This is a genomic window from Bradyrhizobium sp. USDA 4504 (assembly GCF_054063995.1).
The window spans coordinates 7,121,648-7,141,490 of record NZ_JBSSGV010000001.1 but is presented as its reverse complement, the minus strand read 5'-3'; the positions used below and the strand labels follow the sequence as shown (position 1 = coordinate 7,141,490).

Here is a 19,843-nt window from a genome sequence, read left to right as displayed (position 1 = left end):
CTTGATGGCGGGAGAGAATGAAAAGTTCGGATTAAAGTAAATGACATGGAAACAACACTTGGCCACAAACGCGCCTCAATCGCGCCTTGCCTATGACAATCCCGTGAAGCGCCCGTTGCAGGAAACGGGAAGGGCCGCGGCGGTGATCGCGCGCGGCCCTTCTTTGGTCTTCTGATCCTTGCTGCTGCTGGCCTTACGCCGGCGCGCCCTTCTTGTTCTGACGGTTCTGCACGAGGTCGTCGACCACGGCCGGATCGGCCAGGGTCGAGGTGTCGCCGAGGCTCGACGACTCGTCCTCGGCGATCTTGCGCAGGATGCGGCGCATGATCTTGCCGGAGCGCGTCTTGGGCAGGCCGGGCGCGAACTGGATCAGGTCCGGCGAGGCGATCGGCCCGATGTCCTTGCGGACCCAGGCGACCAGCTCCTTGCGCAGCGCTTCCGTCGGCTCGGTGCCCTTCATCAGCGTGACATAGGCGTAGATGCCCTGGCCCTTGATGTCGTGCGGATAGCCGACGACCGCGGCCTCCGAGACCGCCTCATGCGCGACCAGCGAGCTCTCGACCTCGGCGGTGCCCATGCGATGGCCGGAGACGTTGATGACGTCGTCGACGCGGCCGGTGATCCAGTAATAGCCGTCGGCATCGCGCCGGCAGCCGTCGCCGGTGAAATACTTGTTCTTGTAGGTCGAGAAATAGGTCTGCTCGAACCGCGCGTGGTCGCCATAGACCGTGCGCATCTGGCCTGGCCATGACCTGGTCAGGCAGAGATTGCCCGAGGTCTCGCCGTCGAGCGTCTTGCCGTCGGCATCGACGATCTCCGGCACCACGCCGAAGAACGGCCGTGTCGCCGAACCGGGCTTCAGCTTGGTCGCGCCGGGCAGCGGCGTGATCAGGATGCCGCCGGTCTCGGTCTGCCACCAGGTGTCGACGATCGGGCAGCGGTCGTCGCCGACCACGCGGTAATACCACTCCCAGGCTTCCGGATTGATCGGCTCGCCGACCGAGCCGAGCAGGCGCAGCGATTTGCGCGAGGTCTTCTTCACCGGTTCGTCGCCACCCTGCATCAGCGCGCGGATCGCGGTCGGCGCGGTGTAGAAGATGTTGACCTTGTGCTTGTCGACCACGTTCCAGAAGCGCGAATTGTCCGGATAGTTCGGCACGCCCTCGAACATCAGCGTGGTCGCGCCGTTACAGAGCGGCCCGTAGAGAATGTAGCTGTGGCCCGTGACCCAGCCGACGTCGGCGGTGCACCAATAGATGTCGCCGTCGTGATAATCGAACACATATTGATGCGTCATCGACGCAAACACGAGGTAGCCGGCCGAGGTGTGCAGCACGCCCTTCGGCGTTCCGGTCGAGCCCGAGGTGTAGAGGATGAACAGCGGGTCCTCGGCGTGCATATGCTCGGCCGGGCATTCCGTCGTCACCATGGCAGCGGCCTCGTGATACCAGAGGTCGCGGGTCGGGTTCATGTCGATCTTGCCGCCGGTGCGCTTCACCACTACGACCCAATCGACGCCGCCGGTCTTGGCGATGGCGGCATCGACATTGGCCTTCAGCGGCACTTTCCTGCCGCCGCGCAGGCCCTCGTCGGCGGTGATCACCACCTTCGAGTCGCAGTCCTTGATGCGCTGCGCGAGGCTGTCCGGCGAGAAACCGCCGAACACCACCGAATGAATGGCGCCGATCCGCGCGCAGGCCAGCATGGCGTAGGCCGCTTCCGGAATCATCGGCAGATAGATCGTGACGCGATCGCCCTTGTTGACGTTCCGCGTGCGCAGGATGTTGGCCATCTTGCAGACTTCGTCGTGCAGCTGGCGGTAGGTGATGTGTTTGGATTCGGAGGGATCGTCGCCCTCCCAGATGATCGCGGTCTGGTCGCCGCGCTTGTCGAGATGGCGGTCGATGCAGTTCCAGGCGACGTTCAGCACGCCATCCTCGAACCATTTGATCGAGATGTTGCCCGGTGCGAAGGAGACGTTCTCGACCTTGGTGAAGGGCTTGATCCAGTCGATCCGCTTGCCGTGCTCGGCCCAGAAGCCGTTCGGGTCCTTGACCGAGTGCGCATACATCTCGCGATATTTGGCGTCATCGATATAGGCGCGCTTGGCCCAGTCGGCCGACACGTCATAGATCTTCTCGGACATCATTTTCCTCCACTCATTGCCGATCGCGCACGACGCGACGGCAAGCCGTCTTGATCATTGCCGCGATTATGCGTTGCCGCATTCCGGCCCGGCAAGGAAAAAGGACTGTCACTTTCGTCGCGTTGAAGCCGCCGGATAGTCCGCCGGCTTCCGCTTGTGATAGGACGGCTTACCGCAACGCATCGACGAGAGAAACCTATGCGCCATCGCTTGCTCGGGGTCACTGGTCTCTTGGTCGTAGTGGTATCGTTCTCTGCGCGTTCGCGTCGCTGCAGTGGTGCCGCGTGCGACGACGATGCGCTGACGCCGATTTTGATCGACGGCTTCGGGCACAATTGAACGAATTGTCGGACGCCGCCGCGATGAGCTGCGTCAACACGTTCGTGACCGAATAATCCTTGATTGCGGCCAGCGGTTGGACCGTCCCGTGGCTGCCGAGCTCGAGCCGCGCCCCGGCGAGAGCGGCGCGCGAAAGGGCAAGGTCGCTGACCTGATCTGGGGGACCGCGGTGGACCTCCGGGCGTTCAAACGCCGGTTTCCGGCACCGCGCTCGCGTCATTTTGTCCGATCCCGGGCAGCCCAAAATCAACGTTAGCGGGCGAATGGCACCCATGAAAGGTAATTTAATACAGTCAATAACTGATTCGCGACTCGCAATGTCGGCCCCGACGCCCTAAATCGCGTTTCCGAGGCCAGACGGCCCACCGGAACGAAGCCCGAAGCAACGGCATTACCGGGAGAACAGCGGAACAAGGCGTCTTGCGAGAGTAATGATGGATCAGCAGAATATCGCGGCTGTGCGGCCCGTTTCCGCCGATCCCGCTGTCGCCTTGGCAAAGGCACTGGGCCAGTGGCCGTCCAAGCCGCCGCGGGCCAGGCTGCAGCCGCCGGCAAAACTCAAGCTCGACGCGCCCGCTGCCATCAGAACGACGGTTGAAGAACTGGCGCGCGATCTGGGCCTGCGGCTCGGCGACCAGAACGAATTGACCATCCGCCGCATCAAGCGCGGCAAGACCTATTCATTCGTCCGTGCCAATGGCTCGCGGGTCCGCGATGCGCGCACCATCCGCCGGCTGCACGCGATGGCGGTCCCGCCGGCCTATCGCCAGGTGCGCTATTCCAGCGATCCGAGCTCGCATCTGCAGGCAGTCGGCCGCGATGCCGCGGGCCGGCTGCAATATCGCTATCACGCTGACTGGGAGAAGGTTCGCGAGCAGCGCAAGGCGCATCGCCTCGCCAAGCTGGTGGCCGCGCTGCCGAAGATCCGGCGCAAGGTCTCGGCGTTTCTGTCCGGCGACGAGCCGACGCGCGAGTTCGCGCTGTCGGCGGTGATCGAACTAATCGCGCGCACCGCGATCCGGCCTGGCAACGAATCCTATGCGCGCCTCAACGGCACCCGCGGCGCCACCACGCTCTTGAAGTCCAACGTCACGCTGGAAGACGACTCCCTGGTGCTGACCTTCAAGGCCAAGGGCGGCAAGGCCGTGCGCAAGGAATGCGATGCGGCCAAGCTGGTGCGTGCGATCGGCATCCTGCGCGGCGTCCCGGGCAAGCGCATGTTTCAGTATTACGACCGCTCCGGCGTGGTACGGGCCGCCTCGACCACGGCGGTGAACGCGTTCCTGCGCGAGATCGCCGGCATCAAGATCTCGCTGAAGGATTTCCGCACCCTGATGGCGTCGGCCGTCGTCGTGGAATCGCTGTCCCGGATCACGCCGGCCACCAGCCAGCGCGGCCGCAAGCGCCAGGTGCTGGATGCGATCCGTGCCGCCGCCGACCAGCTGTCCAACACGCCGGCGATCTGCCGCAAGAGCTATGTCCACGACACCATCGTCACAGCCTTCGAGGACGGCATCCTCGAACGCTTCGCCGCGACGATGGGAGGCTACCGCACCCAGTCCAAGCGCGAGCAATTGCTGGCGCAGGTGGTGATGGCGGCCGGGGCGTAGGTCCCGCAAGCCGTCGTCCCGGCGAAAGCCGGGACCCGTTACCACAGCCGCCTGTGATTAGAATTCGCTGTGGCCCCAGCTCGTTTCAGCAATCGACATTTGGGGTAATGGGTCCCGGCCTTCGCCCGGCCTTCGCGGGGACGACAGTAGAGTTGGACGAGACATCACAGCCCGCCCATCTTGCAGACGTACTTCCACTCCTCCGCGGTCACCGGCTGCACTGAAAGCCGCGAATACTTTACCAGCGCCATGTCGGCGAGCTTCTTGTCCGCCTTGATCGCGGCCATCGTCACCGGCGTCTTCAGCGGCTTGTCGGCCTTGATGTCGACGCAGACGAACTTGCCGGTCTTGTCGGTCGGGTCGGGATAGGCTTCCTTGATGATCTCGGCGATGCCGACGATCTCTTTGCCCTCGTTGGAATGATAGAAGAACGCCTTGTCGCCCTTCTTCATGTTGACGAGATTCTGCCGTGCCGTGAAGTTGCGCACGCCGGTCCAGGCTTCGCCCTTCGCGCCCTTGGCGACCTGATGGTCCCACGACCAGACCGACGGTTCGGATTTCACCAGCCAGTAATTCATCGCAACTCACCCCGTTCGATTGCGCTGCAATCTACAGCGACGCGGATGCCCGCGACAAGCACGGGCATCTGATCCCGGCGCGGCACCTACTGTTTCAAATATCGATCGAAGAACCTGGCGATGTCGGTGAACGTCTCCTTCGTCTCGGGCGCGTCGACGTTGAACTGGTACTGCGCGTGCGACTGCCCCTCATAGACATTGAGATCGGCGATCACGCCGGCGCGGCGCAACTTGCGATGCGTGCGAACCGTGTTGCTGAGGAACAGATCGCGCGTGCCCGATGTCAGGATGGTCGGTGGGAAGCCCTTGAAGTCACCATAGATCGGCGAAATGTAGGGGTTCTTCAGGCTGGTGCCGTTTGCATAAAGCTTCGCCGCGCGGCCGAGCCAGCCGTCCCAGGTCACCAGCACATTGTCGACCCATTCATTGCTCGCGTAGCTGTCGCCGATCTTGTCGATATCGGACCAGGGCGTGCCTGGCGCGATGGCGGCGGGCAGCGGCAGCTTCTCATCCTTCGCCCGCAACACCATCGCAAGCGTCATCGCCCCACCGGTTGAGGTGCCGAAGATGGCCAGCCGGCGGTGCTCGTGCGATTTCAGAACTTCCTTCCAGACCGCCATCGCGTCGTCCATCGCGGCCGGATAGGGGAAGTCCGGCGGCATCCGGTAGTCGACCGAGAGGACCTTGAAGCCGCCAAAGCCGGCCATCATGATGGCTTCCGGCAACGCGGCTTCGCCGGGACCGAACACGTAACCACCGCCATGGACGTGGATCAGCAGGCGTCGCCTGTTCTCGAGCGCGATCTTGTTCGGGGTCACGATGTAGCAGTGCACGCCGGCAAGCCTGGTTTCCTCGACCTTGACGCCGAGCTTCGCCTTCAGCGCCGGAATACCCGCGATCAGAAGCTTGGCGCGGCGATCGATCAACTCCTTCCATTCCGCAGGGGTTTTGGGGTCGGCATTGAAATGCGGCGGATAGGGCGCGCCGATCATTGCCTGCATCTCGGCAGACACGTCGGCGGTTGGATTGCCGATCGATTTGAGTGGCGCGACCCGCTTGCCGTTGTCGGCATTGGCGGCGGCCTCGCTCTTGGCAAGGTCGTCGTAGGTGGCGGCCGTTTGGGCGTGGGCTATGGCGGATGAGGCGGTGAGGGCGACGGCGAGGCTGATCGAAAGGATGGCACGATGCGGTTGACGCATGGGTTTTCCCTTGGGATCCGTTTTTCGATTTGTTGGACCGGGATCCGACGGTTCGCCGCCACGCTAGTATGCCGCGCACGTATCGTGAAGCTCCGCCACGCGCGACCGTGACGTGCGTTACTCCGCCTTGAACGGCCGCGTCAGCAGGCCTTCGATCGCTGCGTCAATGGTCAGCCGGTCGCCCAGGATCGCGGCGACCGCGTTTGACACCGGCATGTCGACCTTCTGCGCGGCGGCGAGCTCGCACAGCACCGGCGCGGTGAACGCGCCTTCGGCGAGCTTGCCGATCGGCGCGGCTTCGCCGCGGCCGAGCGCGAGGCCGAGTGCGAAATTGCGCGATTGCGCGGTCGAGCAACTCAGCAGCAGATCGCCCAATCCCGACAGGCCGGCGAGCGTCTCGGCGCGGGCGCCGCAGGCGCGGCCCAAGCGCGCGAGCTCGCTGAAGCCGCGCGTGGTCAGCGCGGCGAGCGCGGAGGCGCCGAGATTCTTGCCGACCACGATGCCGGCGGCGATCGCCAGCACGTTCTTGGCCGCGCCGCCGATCTCGACGCCACGCACGTCGGTGGTGTGATAGGGCCGGAAGGTCGCCGAGCCGAGCGCCTGGACGAGCGCGCGTGCCAGCGCTTCGTCCCTGGTGGCCAGCGTGACGGCGGTGGGCAGTCCGCGCGCGACGTCGTCGGCAAAGCTCGGCCCCGACAGGATCGCGGGGACCGCGCGCGGCGCGGCTTCCGCGATCACCTCGGTCATGAATTTATGCGTGCCGTGCTCGATGCCCTTGGCGCAGGCGATGACAGGCGTGTCGGGTTTGAGATGCGGCGCAAGATGCCCGACCGCCGCGCGCAGATGCTGCGCCGGTGTCACGGCCAGGATGATGTCAGCGAGTGCCGCGACGGCGATATCCGACGTCACGGCGATGCCGGGATGAAGCTGGACACCAGCCAGCCGCGGATTGACCCGCATCGCCTGGATCTGCGCGGCATGCTCGGCATTGCGCGCATACAGCGTCACCTTGCGCCCGGCGCGCGCCGCGACATCGGCCAATGCCGTGCCCCAGGCACCGGCTCCGATCACGCTCACTGACATATGCGCCGGCATCAGGCGGGCCTGCCTTCGCTCCCTCTCCCCGCTCTTGCGGGGAGAGGGTTGGGGTGAGGGGCTTTATCCGCGAGCGAGCCGAGTGTTGAGACCTGTACCCCCTCACCCGGATTGCTGCGCAATCCGACCTCTCCCCGCAAGCGGGGCGAGATGCGACGGTGCCTGATGCGCGCCCCGTCGTACATTGTTCAATATCCGGCGCGGCTGTTGGCGTGGCCGGCCGGCGCCTTGGCGTTGGCGTCGAGCAGCCAGCGCGCGCGCGGCGGCGCCTCCATCGTGTCGGTGAGGCCAAGCGCCATCCGCTCGGCGCCGGCCCAGGCGATCATCGCGCCATTGTCGGTGCAGAGCGCCGGCGGCGGGATGATCAGCGTGGTCTGCGCCTTCGCCGCAACCTCCTGCAGCGCACTGCGGATCGCATGGTTGGCGGCGACGCCCCCGGCCGCGACCAGCGCGCGCGGCGTGCCGAACCGCTCCTGAAACAGCTTCAGGCCGACGCTCAGCCGGTCCGCGGTCGATTCCAGCACCGCGGCCTGGAAACTCGCGCAGAGATCGCTGACGTCCTGCGGCTCGAGCGGCTCCAGCCGGCTGGCTGCATTGCGCACCGCCGTCTTCAGTCCCGACAGCGAGAAATTCGCATCGGCGCGGCCGAGCATCGGACGTGGAAAGCCAAACCGCGTCGGGTCGCCGCCGGCGGCCGCGCGCTCGACCTCCGGTCCGCCGGGATAGGGCAGCGACAGCATCTTCGCCACCTTGTCGAACGCCTCGCCCATCGCGTCGTCGACCGTGGTGCCGAGCCGCACATATTCACCGACGCCGACCACGGCGACGATCTGGGTGTGTCCGCCCGAGGCCAGGAACAGGCAATAGGGAAATGCCAGCGCGCAGGTCAGCCGCGGCGTCAGCGCGTGCGCCTCGAGATGGTTCACCGCGATCAGGGGCGTATCGTGCACCATCGCGATCGCCTTCGCGGTGGTGAGACCGACGATGACGCCGCCGATCAGGCCGGGGCCCGCGGCTGCCGCGACCGCCGACAATTGTCCGTAGCCGACGCCGGCCTCCTTCATCGCGGAGGCGACGATGCCGTCGAGCAGGTCGACATGGGCGCGCGCCGCGATCTCCGGCACCACGCCGCCGAAGCGGGCGTGCTCGTCGGTCTGCGAGCGCACGACGTTGGAGAGGATTTTCGCCTGCCCGTCAGCCTGGCGCTCGACCACGGCGGCCGCGGTCTCATCGCAGGTGGTCTCGATCCCCAGCACCAGCATCGGCGGTTCGTGTCCCAATTTCGGTCCTTGTGCTACGAGCATGATCCGGACAGGCCGGAACCGGTTTCCGGCAAGATGATGCTCATCAAAATGTCCGCTCCGGGGTAGCATTGCGAGGTCTTAAAGTGCAATCGGTCGCCAACGTCCAATTTATACGGCTGGAGGCCTGAAACCCTGACAATCCTTGTCACACGACCGCATCCGGACAATGACGCGACGCTCGCGACGCTGCGCCAGCGCGGCTTTGACGCCCTGTCGGCGCCGGTGCTGCGCTTCGAGCCGGTGCCGTTCCGCGGCGACGACGGTGCGGATTATGATGCCGTCATCCTGACCAGCGCGAATGCGCTGCGCGCGGTCGACCTCGCTGCCAGCCCCTTGTTGCGGCTGCCGCTGTTTGCGGTCGGGGCACACACCGCCGATGCGGCGCGCGCCGCGGGCTTCGACAAGGTGATGGTGGCGAAGGGCGATGCAGTCTCGCTGCGCAAGCTCGTGCTCGCACGGGTCGACGCCGGCGAACTGCCGGCATCGGCGACGCTGCTCTATCTCGCCGGCGCCGACCTGTCGCGCGATCTTGCGGGCGAGCTCGGCGAGCGCGGGCTCAGCGTCGTCACCCACACCACCTACCGGATGGCGCCGGTGGCCGGCTTCCCGAGGGAGGTCAGCGACGCCTTCATGGCGAACCGGATCACCGCGGTGCTGCACTATTCCCGCCGCAGCGCGCAGGCCTTTCTGGACACGGTCCGCGCCGACGGGATCGAGATCTCGGCGCTCGCCTTGCCGCAATGCTGCATCTCGGCGGCCGTCGCCGCGGTGCTCCATGACGCCGGCGCGACCAAGGTGGTGGTGGCGGCGCGGCCGGACGAAAACGCCCTGCTGGAGGCGCTCAGCCGCACCCTGCGACCGAGACCGGAATAATTCTTTCGTCTGACCATGATGTTAGGCAATGCTCGGTTATTCGGATCGTGCTCTAAGAGCCTGGGCCGATTCTGGTACAATATGCGGCCAATAGTTTTGAGGACCCCCCGCGATGGCTGAAGAAAGGCCAGACGACCCAGGATCTTCGCCGGATTCCCGGCCCAAGCGCGCGCCGCCGACCATCGATCTTCAGGCGACCGAAATCTCCAGCGAACCGTCGAAGGCGGAGGGGGCCGAGGAAGCCGCCAGGGAGACGGACCAGGATGCCGGCAAGGATGCTGCCAAGGCGTCCGCGGACGCGGCGACGCCTGAGGCCGAGCCCCAAGGCGACGCCGCAGCGCAAGCGGAGCCGCAGCCCGAGACCGCCTCCGCGGCGCCGGACGCCGAACCGGCGCGGCCGGTATCGCCCTGGGTGGTGGCTCCGATATCCGGCGCCGTCGCGGCGGCGCTGGTGATCGGGGTTGGCTGGCTGCTCGGCTGGCCCGTCGTGCAGCCGGTTCCGGCGCCGCAACCCAGTGCCGCCATCGACGAGCTCGGCACGCGCCTGAGTGCGCTGGAATCGAAAGCCGGCAGGCCGGTCGCGGCGGCCGCCGATCCCGCGGCGACGGCGCGGCTGGAGGCGCTCGACAAATCGATCGCCGCACTGCGCACCGAACTCGCCGCGACGCGGGCGCAATCCGACAAGCTTGCGGCGGCGGTCAATGACGCGAAAGCCGCGCCGCGCGATGGCGCGGCTGCGGCTGATCTCTCCGGCATCACGGCGCGCATCGAAAAGGTCGAAGGTGCGGTCAAGGCGCAGGGTGCTGCGATCGCGAGGCAGGACGGCAAGATCGCCGACACCAAGGCCGAGGCGAAGGCCGACGATGTGCCGCTGCGCCGCGTCGTCGCGGCATCGCTGCTCGACGTCGCGGTGCGTCACGGCGATCCCTATGCCTCCGCGCTCGAGGCCGCGAAGGCGCTGTCGGACGATGCCGAGGTGCTGAAGCCGCTCGAGACGTTTGCGAGGTCAGGCGTGCCGAGCCCGAACGCGCTGTGCCGCGAGCTGATCGAGATCGTGCCGAAACTTGCGCCGCCTCCGCCGGAGGCTGCGGCGGCCAGCGCCGGGCTGGTCGATCGTCTGAAGGCCGGTGCCTCCACGCTGATCCAGATCGAACGGACCGACGGCACGGGGACCGATCGCGGCAGCATCGTCGCGCGCGTGACATCGGCCGCCCTGCATAATGACCTCGCATTGACCGAGCGTGAATTGAAGTCGCTGCCGCCGGCGGATCGCACGGCGGCGCAAGCCTGGCTCGCCAAGGTGGACGCGCGCCGCGCCGCGCTCGACGCGTCGCGTAAATTTGCCGACAACGCCATGGCGGCGCTCGCCACGGTCAACCAGTAAGCCTTTGCAATAGGTCTTTGATGATCCGGATCATTCTGTTCCTGCTGCTGATCGCGCTCGCTGCAGCGGGTGCGGCCTGGTTGGCCGATCAGCCCGGCGATCTCGTGCTGAACTGGGGCGGCTTGCGCTTCACGTCCAAGCAGCCGATGTATCTGCTCGGCCTCGTCGTCGTCGTCGCGATGGTCGCCGGCGTGATCCTGCGCGGGCTCTGGAAGATTCCCTCGCACATTCGCCGTGGCCGGCGCGAGCGGCGTCACGCCCGCGGCCGCCACGCCATCACGCAAGGCCTGCTTGCGATCGGGCATGGCGATTCTTCGGCGGCGCGCGCGCATGCCGAAGTGGCGCGGCGCCACGCCGGAGGCGATCCGCTGGCACTGCTGCTGCACGCGCAATCGGCGCAGCTCGACGGCGACCGCGACGGCGCGCAGCGCGCCTTCCGTGCCATGGCCGAGCGCGAGGACACGCGGCTGCTTGGATTGCGCGGTCTGTTCATCGAGGCGCAGCGCGCCGACGATCCGGTGGCGGCCGTGATGATCGCCGAGGAAGCGCTGAAGATGTCGCCGTCGTCGTCATGGGCCTCGCATGCGGTGCTCGGCTTCTGCTGCGCCAAGGGCGATTGGGCCGGCGCGCTGTCGATCATCGACAACAACCAGAGTGCCGGATTGATCGACAAGGCGACCTATCGGCGGCAGCGCGGCGTGCTGCTGACGGCGCGTGCGCTGGAGTTCGAGACCGTCGATCGCGACCTGTCGCGCGCGAGCGCGATGGAGGCGGTCAAGCTGGCGCCGACGCTGATCCCGGCCGCCGTGCTCGCGGCGAAGTTCGAGAGCGAGGCGCATCAGGTGCGCCGCGCGATGCGCATCGTCGAGACCGCGTGGCTGGCGCAGCCGCATCCCGATCTCGCCGACGCCTATTCGCATGTGCGGCTCGGCGATTCCGCGCGCCAGCGCCTGGTGCGGGTCGAGACGCTGGCGGCGAAAACGCCTGGACATATCGAGGGCGCGCTGGCGATCGCGCGCGCCGCGATCGACGCCGCCGAGTTCGCCAGGGCGCGCGCGGCGCTGGAGCCGTTTGTCGCGGCGCCGACGCAACGCGTCGCGCTGTTGATGGCCGAGATCGAGCGCACCGAGCATGGCGACAGCGGCCGGGCGCGGGCCTGGACCCTGCGCGCCGTGCGCGCGCTGCACGATCCGGTCTGGACCGCCGACGGTTATGTCTCGGACCGCTGGCGTCCGGTCTCGCCGGTCACCGGCCGGCTCGACGCCTTCCAGTGGCAGACCCCGGTGGCGGCGCTGCCGTCCGACAAGGGCCATGCCATCGAGCCGTCGCCCTTCGAGGAGGCGATGCTGGCGCCGCGCCGGGTCGAGCCGCCAAAGGAAGTCGCCAGCGAGCCGGCGGACGCCAAGCCGGCCGAGCCGGTCGAGGTGAAGCAGGTCGAGGCGAAGCCAGTCGAGCTCAACCCCTTGGAGCCGGCCGCGCCGACGGTGCAGGATAACGCCCCGCTGCCGGCGGCCATCGAGGCCGGGCCCGCCCCGGCCTCGGCCGAACCCGCCGCGCCGGAACCGGCTCCCCCTCCAGCCGCCGAATCGGCGCCCCCGGCGCCGGCCCCCTTGTTCCGGTCCCGGACCGACCTGCCCAAGGCCGCACCGGCGCCCATTCCGGCCGTAATCCCGATCATCCGGGCCCCTGATGACCCCGGGGTCGACGAGGACGGTCCGGTCGACGAATTTGCGGAACAAATCGGCCCGCCCAAGGCCCAGGTGGGCGGTTGGCGCGGATTTCTGTCACGTTTGGGAAGCTAATTCGGGGTTAGGTTAACGGCTGTATGGTTCGATACCCGCGTTGTCCTTGCCAATCGGGGTCATGCCCGATATCAGGTGGCCGCGTGATCCGGCCGTTGCCGAACGGTTCGCCGCAATAGCTCAGTTGGTAGAGCACGTCATTCGTAATGACGGGGTCGGGGGTTCGAGTCCCTCTTGCGGCACCATTTCCCAGCCAGAAGTGAAGCTTGCTCCCAGCGCGCATCAAGGCGCCCGGATACGACTTGCTCAGAGCGTCGAACCCCTCGCTCGCGCCGGTAGACCAAGTTCTAGAGGCGCTATTTCAAGGGGTTGGGCAGATGCTTCCGAAAATCGCCCACGTGATAATCATAGGGCTCTCTGAAGAAGAGCGCGGCAAGCTCGATGAAAGCACCCGCAAGGTACTTCACTTCAGCGATCCTTCCTGGGAATACAAATCGTACGGCTGCGACACCTTGCAGGAAGCCGCGGCGATCGCGAAAGACATGGCGCGAGTCGATATCGTTTATGTTGCGGGGGGAGCTGAGTCCGAATCCATACCGTACGAAAAGTTCGGTCTCGAACTTGACTACGAGATACTAGGGGAGCTGATGGAAAATCATTCCAGCAAGCCGGTGGTCAGCTATGCGAGGCCTGATCGGCCGAACAAGCTCGCAACAGCGATCTTTGCGCTTTGGCGTGACCGCAGCAAGTCAACCTCAGCTTGACGGCATCGATGTTCTTCTCAACCGGGCTCGCTCGGGCCGCCCGCTGAAGCCTAGATCCGCACCCCACACAATCCGCTCATGATCGCGATCGCGACCAGCCCGCCTATCGCGAGCCCGGTTGCCCAGATCCGGTTGGCAACCGCCGTGGCAACGCCGTGCGCGATCAGAACGCCGCGTAATCCCGACGTGAGATGCGCGAGGACGAAGAAGACGCCGAGCGCGTAGTGCGGCACCAGGCGAATGCTCCAGGCGTCGTGGATCAGGCCGGTCGGTGCGCCCGACGCCCAGGCCCAGTTGGTGTCGATGTGGTGCACGGCGCGCGCCGAGACCAATGCGGAATTCAGATGGGTCACGATGAACGCCGCGAGGTAGACGCCGGAGCCGATCTGAAACACGCGGTATGCATCCGCAGGCGCCGGGCTCCAGCGCCAGGCGAGCCGCATCCCGACGGCGACCTGGAACAGCATCAATACGACGAGGATGGGCTCCACCACGGACGACCGATAGACGGTGCGCCCCGCCTTCATCACGGCGGCATGAACATCAGGTCCGAGCCAACCCAGCAGATGATTGGTGAGATGGAATGCGACGTAGAAAAGGATGATCGCTGCGGCGACGCCATGTGTCACGCGCCATTTGGCGATAGAGGGCGCAATCGCGGCTGATGGTGCCGCACGTTGCGCCTGCTCGCCGCCGAAAAGCACATAGAGGCACGCGACGAGCCAACCCGCGACCCAGACAATCTCGTCACTGACAGGGATGTGCAGCAGGCCGAGACCGACGCCGGTTAGCACGAACAAGGGCGGCGCGGCGATGCCGAGGTAGGCGAGGCGCCGGGTGCGCAGCGCGAACGATGACGGTGCGGCCTTGGTCATCCAATGAGCGCAAGCCAGAGCCAGCAAGGGCGCGGCGGTCGCGGCCAACAGGCAAAGCGCCGCCAGGGCCAGTCGCCCAAACGACATCGGACCAGCAGCGGGAGAGACCGCGAGGTGAAATGCATCGAGCAGGAACGGATAGGCCATCGCTCCAGCCGCCGGGATCATCGAACGCAGCTTTTCGGCGGCCGTATTCGCCAAGCCATCGTCGCCCGACCGTACGCGACCTTGTTCGAATGCACTCACAAAACTCTCCAGGGTTCGGGCATCGTGCAAGAGAGGGCCAGACCGACGAATCTATTCCCGAGTCATCGTCGAAGGCGCGGCACACAGGCTGGTGCTGTGGATGCTGGTGTGTACGAGCGCGGCGTTGCGCCGAGACCCTGTTTCAAGGTTCAAAAACTACAGCGATACGGGTCCACCGATAGGACCAAGTTCCAACAATCCGACTGGACCACGCCAAGGCTCTTTTCAGCGTGCCCTAAAATCCAGTTCCAGGATGAAGGCAGATTCGCCTAGCGGATTCACGGGTTGATCTTGTAAGCAGGTTGCCATGCAAAACACGGCCAAATCGCGGGCCGGAAGCGGACAGGGCGAGCGGCCAGATTCGCGGATCGCCGTCTCTGCCTCGAAGCTCGCCACCGCCGATCTCAACAACCTCATGCGGGCACTTGAGATCGATGTCGTCGCGCTCACCGAAATGCTGATTCCATCAGGCCATCGCGCCGAGATGGGGACGATCGATGCACCGGCGGTCCATTACACCATTAGTGGTAGGGGACGAATTTCGATCGGCGATGGGCCTTGGATGTCGCTCGAACCCCATCTCCTCATCATCAAGCCTCCGAGCACCCCGTTCGTAATCGAAGTCGACGGAACCAGCGGCCCGAAGAGGCTCATCTCCCGCGATTGCTGGAAGCAGCATGACAGCGTGTTGCGTATCGCAACACCGACCGAGCAGCCCGAGATCATCCAGATCTGCGGCTTCTTCAACGCATCCTTCGGACAATCCGTCGGGTTGTTTCGCGAATTGCGCGAGCCCGTGATCGAGAAGTTCGAGCCGACGGACAAGATCGACCTGAAGCTTCGCGAAGCGGTCGGGGAGCTTTGCGTGCAGGAAATCGGTATGGGCGCCATGACGGCGTCCCTGCTAAAGCAGGTCATCATCGCTCTGGTGAGGCGGTCGATGAAGTCCTCCCGCAGCTGGACTGATCGGTTTTCGATTCTCGCGGATCGGCAGATCACGCGTGCATTCGGCGATATGGTGGCGCGGCCGGGGGCCGCTCACACGGTTCAGAGCCTTGCGCATAGCGCGGGTCTGAGCCGGTCGGCATTCATGGCGAAGTTCTCGGAGATCTTTGGCCGTTCGCCGATGGCCATCCTTCGGGATCTCAGGATGCGGCAGGCGGCGCTCGATCTCACGACGACATCAGCCCCGGTCGATGTTGTGGCCTACAACGCCGGCTACGAAAGCCGGTCAAGTTTCGTGCGAGCATTCCGCAAAGCCTACAACGTTGATCCTAGCGAGTACCGGCTGCGCGTGAAGAACGCTGGGAGTGATAAGGGCACTTGAGCCAAGTACCGCCTCCGAGGCACCTCTCCCGTCAAGTGTGCGATCTGGATGGGCGTGCCAATAGCGACTCCGCTCATCGATTGAAACTGTTCGTCGGGCTATCAGCGTTGGCTGAACTCGCTGCCCGACCGAAGAAAAAACTGGAAACAGCAAAGGCCGAAAGCAAGCCGCGTGGGCTCGTGCATACCCGACGCTGCGCCCCAACCGGGCTCTTTCCCGTTCCCTAGCCAGATTCGCGCACACTCGGCGCACTGATCCTCGGCGTTGGCGAGCTCTGGAGTCCAGAATGCGTGTGCGCGCGTCCAGGAACGCCCGTCGCGGGTTTCATCGCGCCGGGACCAGTGGCAACGTGGCTTTAGGAAATGCGCCGCGTCGATGGCATCGATTCAATATCCAAGGTCATGGAGCCATCGAGTTTCGCCTTCCGGTTTTCGTTCGTCTGAAAAGGAGTTCGGAAGATGATGAGCTGCCACACTCAGGCAGGTGCACGATGAAGGCAATCGTTGTGACGGACCAAGCGGCGGGAACGGCCGGAATGAAGCTGGTGGAGCGGCCCGAGCCGCAGGCCGCGATAAACGACGTCGTCGTTGAGATTCATGCGGCGGGATTCACCCGGGATGAGCTGACGTGGCCCCCGACTTGGACCGATCGCCGCGAGCGTGACCGAACACCGTCGATCCCTGGCCACGAGTTGGCTGGAGTGGTCACCGCCCTCGGCTATGGCACGGCGGGGCTGTCGGTGGGACAGCGGGTATTCGGTCTCGCGGACTGGTATCGCGACGGCACCTTGGCGGAATATGTGGCCATCGAGGCGCGCAACCTCGCGCCGCTGCCGGGCGATGTCGATTTCACGGTGGGCGCGGCCCTCGTGATGCCAGGCCTTACCGCGTGGCAGGGGCTGTTCGATCACGGCCGGCTTCGGGCGGGGCAGAGCGTCCTCGTGCACGGTGCCGCCGGCGTCGTCGGTTCGATGGCAACCCAGCTCGCACGTGAGGCCGGTGCTTACGTCATCGGTACCGGACGCGCTGCCGGCCGTCAGACGGCTCTCGACTTCGGCGCACAGGAGTTCGTCGACCTCGACAACGACACTCTGGAAGATGTCGGCGGAGTCGATCTGGTGTTCGATGTGCTTGGCGGCGACATCGCGAAGCGGTCCGCGCGCCTGATTCGAGCCGGAGGAACGCTCGTGACCATCGCCGGTCCGACTGAGGCACGGCCCGCTGACGGCCGGACGATAGACTTCGTCGTCGAACCCGATCGCGCCCAACTGAGTGAGATTGTCCGGCGGGCGCGTGACGGACGTGTGCGGACAAACATCGGCAACGTGGCTGCCCTCGACGATGCCGTTGCCGCCTTCAACCCGACCGAGCGGATCAGCGGGAAGACGATCATTCGCGCTCGTCCGTGAGCGGCGCGCGCCTATCGATGAATGCGGCCGGCCCGCTCTCAAAGAGAGCGAAAGCACTCTCGCGCCTCAACCTATCCCTTCACTTATAGGACCAACCATGACCAATGCTGTTATCGAATGTATCCTGAGCCGCAGCTCCACCAAGTATTACGACCCTGCCGCCACCCTGAGCGACGACCAGATCCGAGAGCTCGTGCGAATCGGCACCGCCGCACCGACATCCTTCCACATGCAGAACTGGCGCTTCATCGCCGTGCGCACGCCTGAAGCCAAAGCCCGGCTGAGTCCGATCGCTTGGAATCAACCCACGATCACCGACGCAGCCGTTACCTTCATCGTCTGCGGCAAGTTGGCCGATTCCAGCGTAATACCAGAGCGCCTGGCGCCGCTGGTGGAATCGGGCGTCATGCCGGCGAAGATGGTGCCGGAATGGGAGATCCCGGCGCGCAATCTGTACATGGAGTACCCACAACGCCAGCGCGATGAAGCGCTACGAACCGCCTCCTTCGGCGCGGCAGCGATCATCTATGCGGCCCGCTCGCTAGGCCTGGGTTCGACGCCGATGATCGGTTTCGACGCCGAACCGGTGCACCGCGAGTTCGGATTGGCGAAGGACGAAGTGCCGGTCCTGCTGTTGGCCGTGGGGCCGGAGCGTCCGGGAAACTGGGCGCAGAAGCCGCGCCGTCCGGTGGCCGATGTGCTGGACCTGGTATAATACGATCTACGGAGATTACTGATGGCTCGAAATGCATTGCCAACACCGGCTCAGGTGCCGGCAGCTTCGAAACCGACTCTCGATGGATTCACCAGGAACATCGGGTTCACTCCGAATATGATGACGACCTTCGCGCTGAGCCCGATCGCGTTCAACGCATGGGCTACACTGCTCAGCTCTTTGAGCAAGGCGCTTGACGTGAAGACACGTGACAGCATCGGCCTCGCTGTCTCCGAAGTGAATGGGTGCAACTACTGCCTGACGGTTCACAGCTTTACGGCCGAGCATATGGCCAAGCTGCCGGCTAACGAAATCATTCTCGCTCGGAAGGGTCATGCCAGTGATCCGAAGCGGGACGCCGCTCTCCAGTTTGCGCGCAAAGTCATCACAACCCGCGGCAAGGTCGGTGACGCCGATATGAAAGCCGTCCGGGACGCTGGCTACACAGATGCGAACGTCATGGAGATCGTCGCGCTAGTGGCCATGTACTCCCTGACGAACTTTTTCAATAACGCGTTCGATCCCGAGCAGGATTTTCCTGCCGTTGCGCCAGCTGGCTCGATCTGAACTCTATCCGATCGCATCAGCGTTTCCGAAGATGGTTGGAGGTTTCATGTGATGGGAGCGTGAGACGGGACAATACATCTCGGCCGATCCGAACGCCCGCTGCGCCCGCGCCGGGGCGAAGGTGAGGATGCGCCTGGCCGGCACCATCGAGCAACCCGGTCAACGTTCCGGTGCTCCCGATCCGAACCACGAATGGAAACAAGCCGGTAGATGCTGCGTCGAGGGCCTCAAGCCTTCGCCGTCTTGCAAAAGGAGGGCTCCAGAGGGCTATGGAGTAAAGATAGTTCTCATCTTCACCTGGTGCGGCGCACCAGCCCTCAAACGGTCAGTCTGGAGACGGCATCCGCCAGCTCCTTTGCATGGGGTTGTTTTCGATATTTTGGTTGAGCCGCAGCCACCGGGCGCGATGGTGCCACTCTCGAAGGCGCACGGGCGTTCAACGTCGTCCGGCCGTGTCGGATCAGCAGAGGGTGGCTGCGATCAGAAAGCGAAGCGCCCCTGGATCGGGTCCAGGGGCGCTTTGCGTTGAGAGTGCGTTCGCGGGGTTACTCGGCGACCGTCTGCACGACGTTGCCGATCGGCCGGCCCGTTGCGATCGGCTTCTCGGTCTTCGCCATCATCGCGTCGTATTCGGGCAGCGTCTCGAGCTGGGTCTTGGCCTTCATCCAGACCACCTTGTAGCCGCCGGCCTTGAGCTTGCGGAGCAGCGTCGGCAGCGCCTGCGCGGTGTGCTTCTGCAGGTCGTGCATCAGGATGATGCCCTTGTGCTCCTTGTCGAGCTTGGTCATCACGTTGTTGATCACCTCGTCCGCGCTCTTGGACTTGAAGTCGTTGGAGTCGACGTCGACCGAGAACATCGCGATGTTGCGGGTGCCGAGATAGGCGGTTGTCGCCGGGGTGTGCGCCAGCGCCGGGAAGCGGAAGAACGGAGCAGGGTTCGCGCCCAGCGCCAGCTTGACCGCGCTAAAACCCTTCTCGATCTCGTCCTTGGCCTGCTGCTCGGTCAGCTTCTTGCTGGCGAGATGCGCATGCGACCAGGTATGAGCGCCGATGGTGTGGCCGGCGGCGGCGACCTGGCGCAGGATGTCCGGGTGATAGGTGGTGTGCAGGCCGATCGGGAAGAACACCGCCTTGGTGCATTCGTCAGCCAGCGCCTTGAGCACGGCCGGCGTGGTCGGCCACGGACCGTCGTCGAAGGTCAGCACGACCTCCTTGTCGGTCAGGAAGTCATACTGCTTGTACTGCAGGAAACCGAAGCCCGGGCCGCCATTGGTGTCGACCACGACGGTGCGGCTGATGCCGAGCGCGTCGGGGTTGGCGCATTTGGGCGCGGCCGCGACGGGGGCCGGCGCCGGCGCCGGGGCAGGAGTGGCGGCCGGGGCCGCGGCCTGGGTGGCATCGGCGCGCTTCGACAGCGCGGCGGTCGTCTCGACATCGTCCCTGGCGGCCTGTTTTGCCGCCGCAGGCATCGGATCGGCCTTGGCCGCAGCCGTGGTTTGCGGAGGAGCCGCGTCGGCACGCGGCGAGGAGGTCCAGAACCACACGCCGGCGATCACGATCGCCGTTACAACACTGGCCAGCATCAGGCCCAACGCACTACGCATCGCTACACACTCTCTCGGAACTTAAGGATACGCCACAGCCGTAACGAGCGATTAATGCCAACAAGGT

16 protein-coding genes and 1 tRNA gene are annotated in these 19,843 nt (G+C 65.2%); 10 read left to right on the top strand and 7 right to left on the bottom strand.

Annotated elements, in window-relative coordinates:
- Window positions 1-193 precede the first annotated feature (193 nt).
- A complete protein-coding gene (acs, locus tag ACVMB1_RS33445; RefSeq protein WP_076835006.1) occupies window positions 194-2,146 on the bottom strand; it encodes an acetate--CoA ligase in 1,953 nt (650 codons plus the stop codon).
- A gap of 770 nt (window positions 2,147-2,916) precedes the next feature.
- Between acs and ACVMB1_RS33440 the strand changes: the two genes are divergently transcribed.
- The gene (locus ACVMB1_RS33440) at window positions 2,917-4,095 is read left to right on the top strand and encodes a DNA topoisomerase IB (RefSeq protein WP_076835000.1); all 1,179 of its coding nucleotides are present in this window, start codon (window positions 2,917-2,919) and stop codon (window positions 4,093-4,095) included.
- Between the two features lie 164 nt (window positions 4,096-4,259).
- On the opposite strand, the gene ACVMB1_RS33435 is transcribed toward ACVMB1_RS33440, so the two are convergent.
- From ACVMB1_RS33435 to tsaD, 4 genes are all read right to left on the bottom strand, one after another.
- On the bottom strand, window positions 4,260-4,673 hold the full coding sequence (locus ACVMB1_RS33435) for an EVE domain-containing protein (protein ID WP_057021328.1): 414 nt from the start codon (window positions 4,671-4,673) through the stop codon (window positions 4,260-4,262).
- An 86-nt stretch (window positions 4,674-4,759) separates the two neighbouring features.
- Window positions 4,760-5,872: an alpha/beta hydrolase gene (locus ACVMB1_RS33430; RefSeq protein WP_076834999.1), complete on the bottom strand. Its 1,113-nt coding sequence runs from the start codon at window positions 5,870-5,872 to the stop codon at window positions 4,760-4,762.
- Window positions 5,873-5,989: 117 nt separating this feature from the next.
- Window positions 5,990-6,967, bottom strand: a complete 978-nt coding sequence (locus ACVMB1_RS33425) for an NAD(P)H-dependent glycerol-3-phosphate dehydrogenase (protein WP_076834998.1) — start codon at window positions 6,965-6,967, stop codon at window positions 5,990-5,992.
- Window positions 6,968-7,155: 188 nt separating this feature from the next.
- The gene (gene tsaD, locus ACVMB1_RS33420) at window positions 7,156-8,229 is read right to left on the bottom strand and encodes a tRNA (adenosine(37)-N6)-threonylcarbamoyltransferase complex transferase subunit TsaD (protein ID WP_076834997.1); all 1,074 of its coding nucleotides are present in this window, start codon (window positions 8,227-8,229) and stop codon (window positions 7,156-7,158) included.
- Between the two features lie 174 nt (window positions 8,230-8,403).
- Between tsaD and ACVMB1_RS33415 the strand changes: the two genes are divergently transcribed.
- From ACVMB1_RS33415 to ACVMB1_RS33395, 5 genes are all read left to right on the top strand, one after another.
- Window positions 8,404-9,144 (top strand): uroporphyrinogen-III synthase, encoded by a 741-nt coding sequence (locus ACVMB1_RS33415; RefSeq protein ID WP_076834996.1) that lies wholly within the window; start codon window positions 8,404-8,406, stop codon window positions 9,142-9,144.
- A 112-nt stretch (window positions 9,145-9,256) separates the two neighbouring features.
- A complete protein-coding gene (locus tag ACVMB1_RS33410) occupies window positions 9,257-10,528 on the top strand; it encodes a COG4223 family protein (protein ID WP_076834995.1) in 1,272 nt (423 codons plus the stop codon).
- A 20-nt stretch (window positions 10,529-10,548) separates the two neighbouring features.
- Complete coding sequence (locus tag ACVMB1_RS33405; protein WP_076834994.1) at window positions 10,549-12,330, top strand: heme biosynthesis protein HemY; 1,782 nt, start codon at window positions 10,549-10,551, stop codon at window positions 12,328-12,330.
- Window positions 12,331-12,439: 109 nt separating this feature from the next.
- A tRNA-Thr gene (locus tag ACVMB1_RS33400) sits at window positions 12,440-12,515 on the top strand.
- 132 nt (window positions 12,516-12,647) lie between these two features.
- Window positions 12,648-13,034 (top strand): hypothetical protein, encoded by a 387-nt coding sequence (locus tag ACVMB1_RS33395; RefSeq protein WP_141341231.1) that lies wholly within the window; start codon window positions 12,648-12,650, stop codon window positions 13,032-13,034.
- Between the two features lie 50 nt (window positions 13,035-13,084).
- Here ACVMB1_RS33395 and ACVMB1_RS33390 read toward each other — a convergent pair whose 3' ends face one another.
- The gene (locus ACVMB1_RS33390) at window positions 13,085-14,110 is read right to left on the bottom strand and encodes a hypothetical protein (protein WP_076834992.1); all 1,026 of its coding nucleotides are present in this window, start codon (window positions 14,108-14,110) and stop codon (window positions 13,085-13,087) included.
- Between the two features lie 352 nt (window positions 14,111-14,462).
- Here ACVMB1_RS33390 and ACVMB1_RS33385 point away from each other — a divergent pair, with 352 nt between their 5' ends.
- The 4 genes from ACVMB1_RS33385 to ACVMB1_RS33370 all read left to right on the top strand — a co-directional run bounded on the left by ACVMB1_RS33385 (window position 14,463) and on the right by ACVMB1_RS33370 (window position 18,172).
- Complete coding sequence (locus ACVMB1_RS33385; protein ID WP_076834991.1) at window positions 14,463-15,482, top strand: helix-turn-helix transcriptional regulator; 1,020 nt, start codon at window positions 14,463-14,465, stop codon at window positions 15,480-15,482.
- A gap of 490 nt (window positions 15,483-15,972) precedes the next feature.
- Window positions 15,973-16,890 (top strand): NADP-dependent oxidoreductase, encoded by a 918-nt coding sequence (locus ACVMB1_RS33380; protein ID WP_076834990.1) that lies wholly within the window; start codon window positions 15,973-15,975, stop codon window positions 16,888-16,890.
- Window positions 16,891-16,987: 97 nt separating this feature from the next.
- Window positions 16,988-17,605, top strand: a complete 618-nt coding sequence (locus ACVMB1_RS33375) for a nitroreductase family protein (protein ID WP_141341232.1) — start codon at window positions 16,988-16,990, stop codon at window positions 17,603-17,605.
- A 21-nt stretch (window positions 17,606-17,626) separates the two neighbouring features.
- The gene (locus ACVMB1_RS33370; RefSeq protein WP_076834988.1) at window positions 17,627-18,172 is read left to right on the top strand and encodes a carboxymuconolactone decarboxylase family protein; all 546 of its coding nucleotides are present in this window, start codon (window positions 17,627-17,629) and stop codon (window positions 18,170-18,172) included.
- 545 nt (window positions 18,173-18,717) lie between these two features.
- On the opposite strand, the gene ACVMB1_RS33365 is transcribed toward ACVMB1_RS33370, so the two are convergent.
- On the bottom strand, window positions 18,718-19,776 hold the full coding sequence (locus ACVMB1_RS33365) for a polysaccharide deacetylase family protein (RefSeq protein ID WP_076834987.1): 1,059 nt from the start codon (window positions 19,774-19,776) through the stop codon (window positions 18,718-18,720).
- Window positions 19,777-19,843: the final 67 nt, after the last annotated feature.

Bases quoted from the DNA above. Each gene is read 5' to 3' on its own strand.
- ACVMB1_RS33435 (WP_057021328.1), bottom strand. From the start codon at position 4,673: ATGAATTACTGGCTGGTGAAATCCGAACCGTCGGTCTGGTCGTGGGAC.
- ACVMB1_RS33385 (WP_076834991.1), top strand. From the start codon at position 14,463: ATGCAAAACACGGCCAAATCGCGGGCCGGAAGCGGACAGGGCGAGCGG.
- ACVMB1_RS33365 (WP_076834987.1), bottom strand. From the start codon at position 19,776: ATGCGTAGTGCGTTGGGCCTGATGCTGGCCAGTGTTGTAACGGCGATC.
- ACVMB1_RS33440 (WP_076835000.1), top strand. From the start codon at position 2,917: ATGATGGATCAGCAGAATATCGCGGCTGTGCGGCCCGTTTCCGCCGAT.
- ACVMB1_RS33425 (WP_076834998.1), bottom strand. From the start codon at position 6,967: ATGCCGGCGCATATGTCAGTGAGCGTGATCGGAGCCGGTGCCTGGGGC.
- ACVMB1_RS33395 (WP_141341231.1), top strand. From the start codon at position 12,648: ATGCTTCCGAAAATCGCCCACGTGATAATCATAGGGCTCTCTGAAGAA.
- ACVMB1_RS33405 (WP_076834994.1), top strand. From the start codon at position 10,549: ATGATCCGGATCATTCTGTTCCTGCTGCTGATCGCGCTCGCTGCAGCG.
- ACVMB1_RS33430 (WP_076834999.1), bottom strand. From the start codon at position 5,872: ATGCGTCAACCGCATCGTGCCATCCTTTCGATCAGCCTCGCCGTCGCC.
- acs (WP_076835006.1), bottom strand. From the start codon at position 2,146: ATGTCCGAGAAGATCTATGACGTGTCGGCCGACTGGGCCAAGCGCGCC.
- ACVMB1_RS33370 (WP_076834988.1), top strand. From the start codon at position 17,627: ATGGCTCGAAATGCATTGCCAACACCGGCTCAGGTGCCGGCAGCTTCG.
- ACVMB1_RS33380 (WP_076834990.1), top strand. From the start codon at position 15,973: ATGAAGGCAATCGTTGTGACGGACCAAGCGGCGGGAACGGCCGGAATG.
- tsaD (WP_076834997.1), bottom strand. From the start codon at position 8,229: ATGCTGGTGCTGGGGATCGAGACCACCTGCGATGAGACCGCGGCCGCC.
- ACVMB1_RS33410 (WP_076834995.1), top strand. From the start codon at position 9,257: ATGGCTGAAGAAAGGCCAGACGACCCAGGATCTTCGCCGGATTCCCGG.
- ACVMB1_RS33375 (WP_141341232.1), top strand. From the start codon at position 16,988: ATGACCAATGCTGTTATCGAATGTATCCTGAGCCGCAGCTCCACCAAG.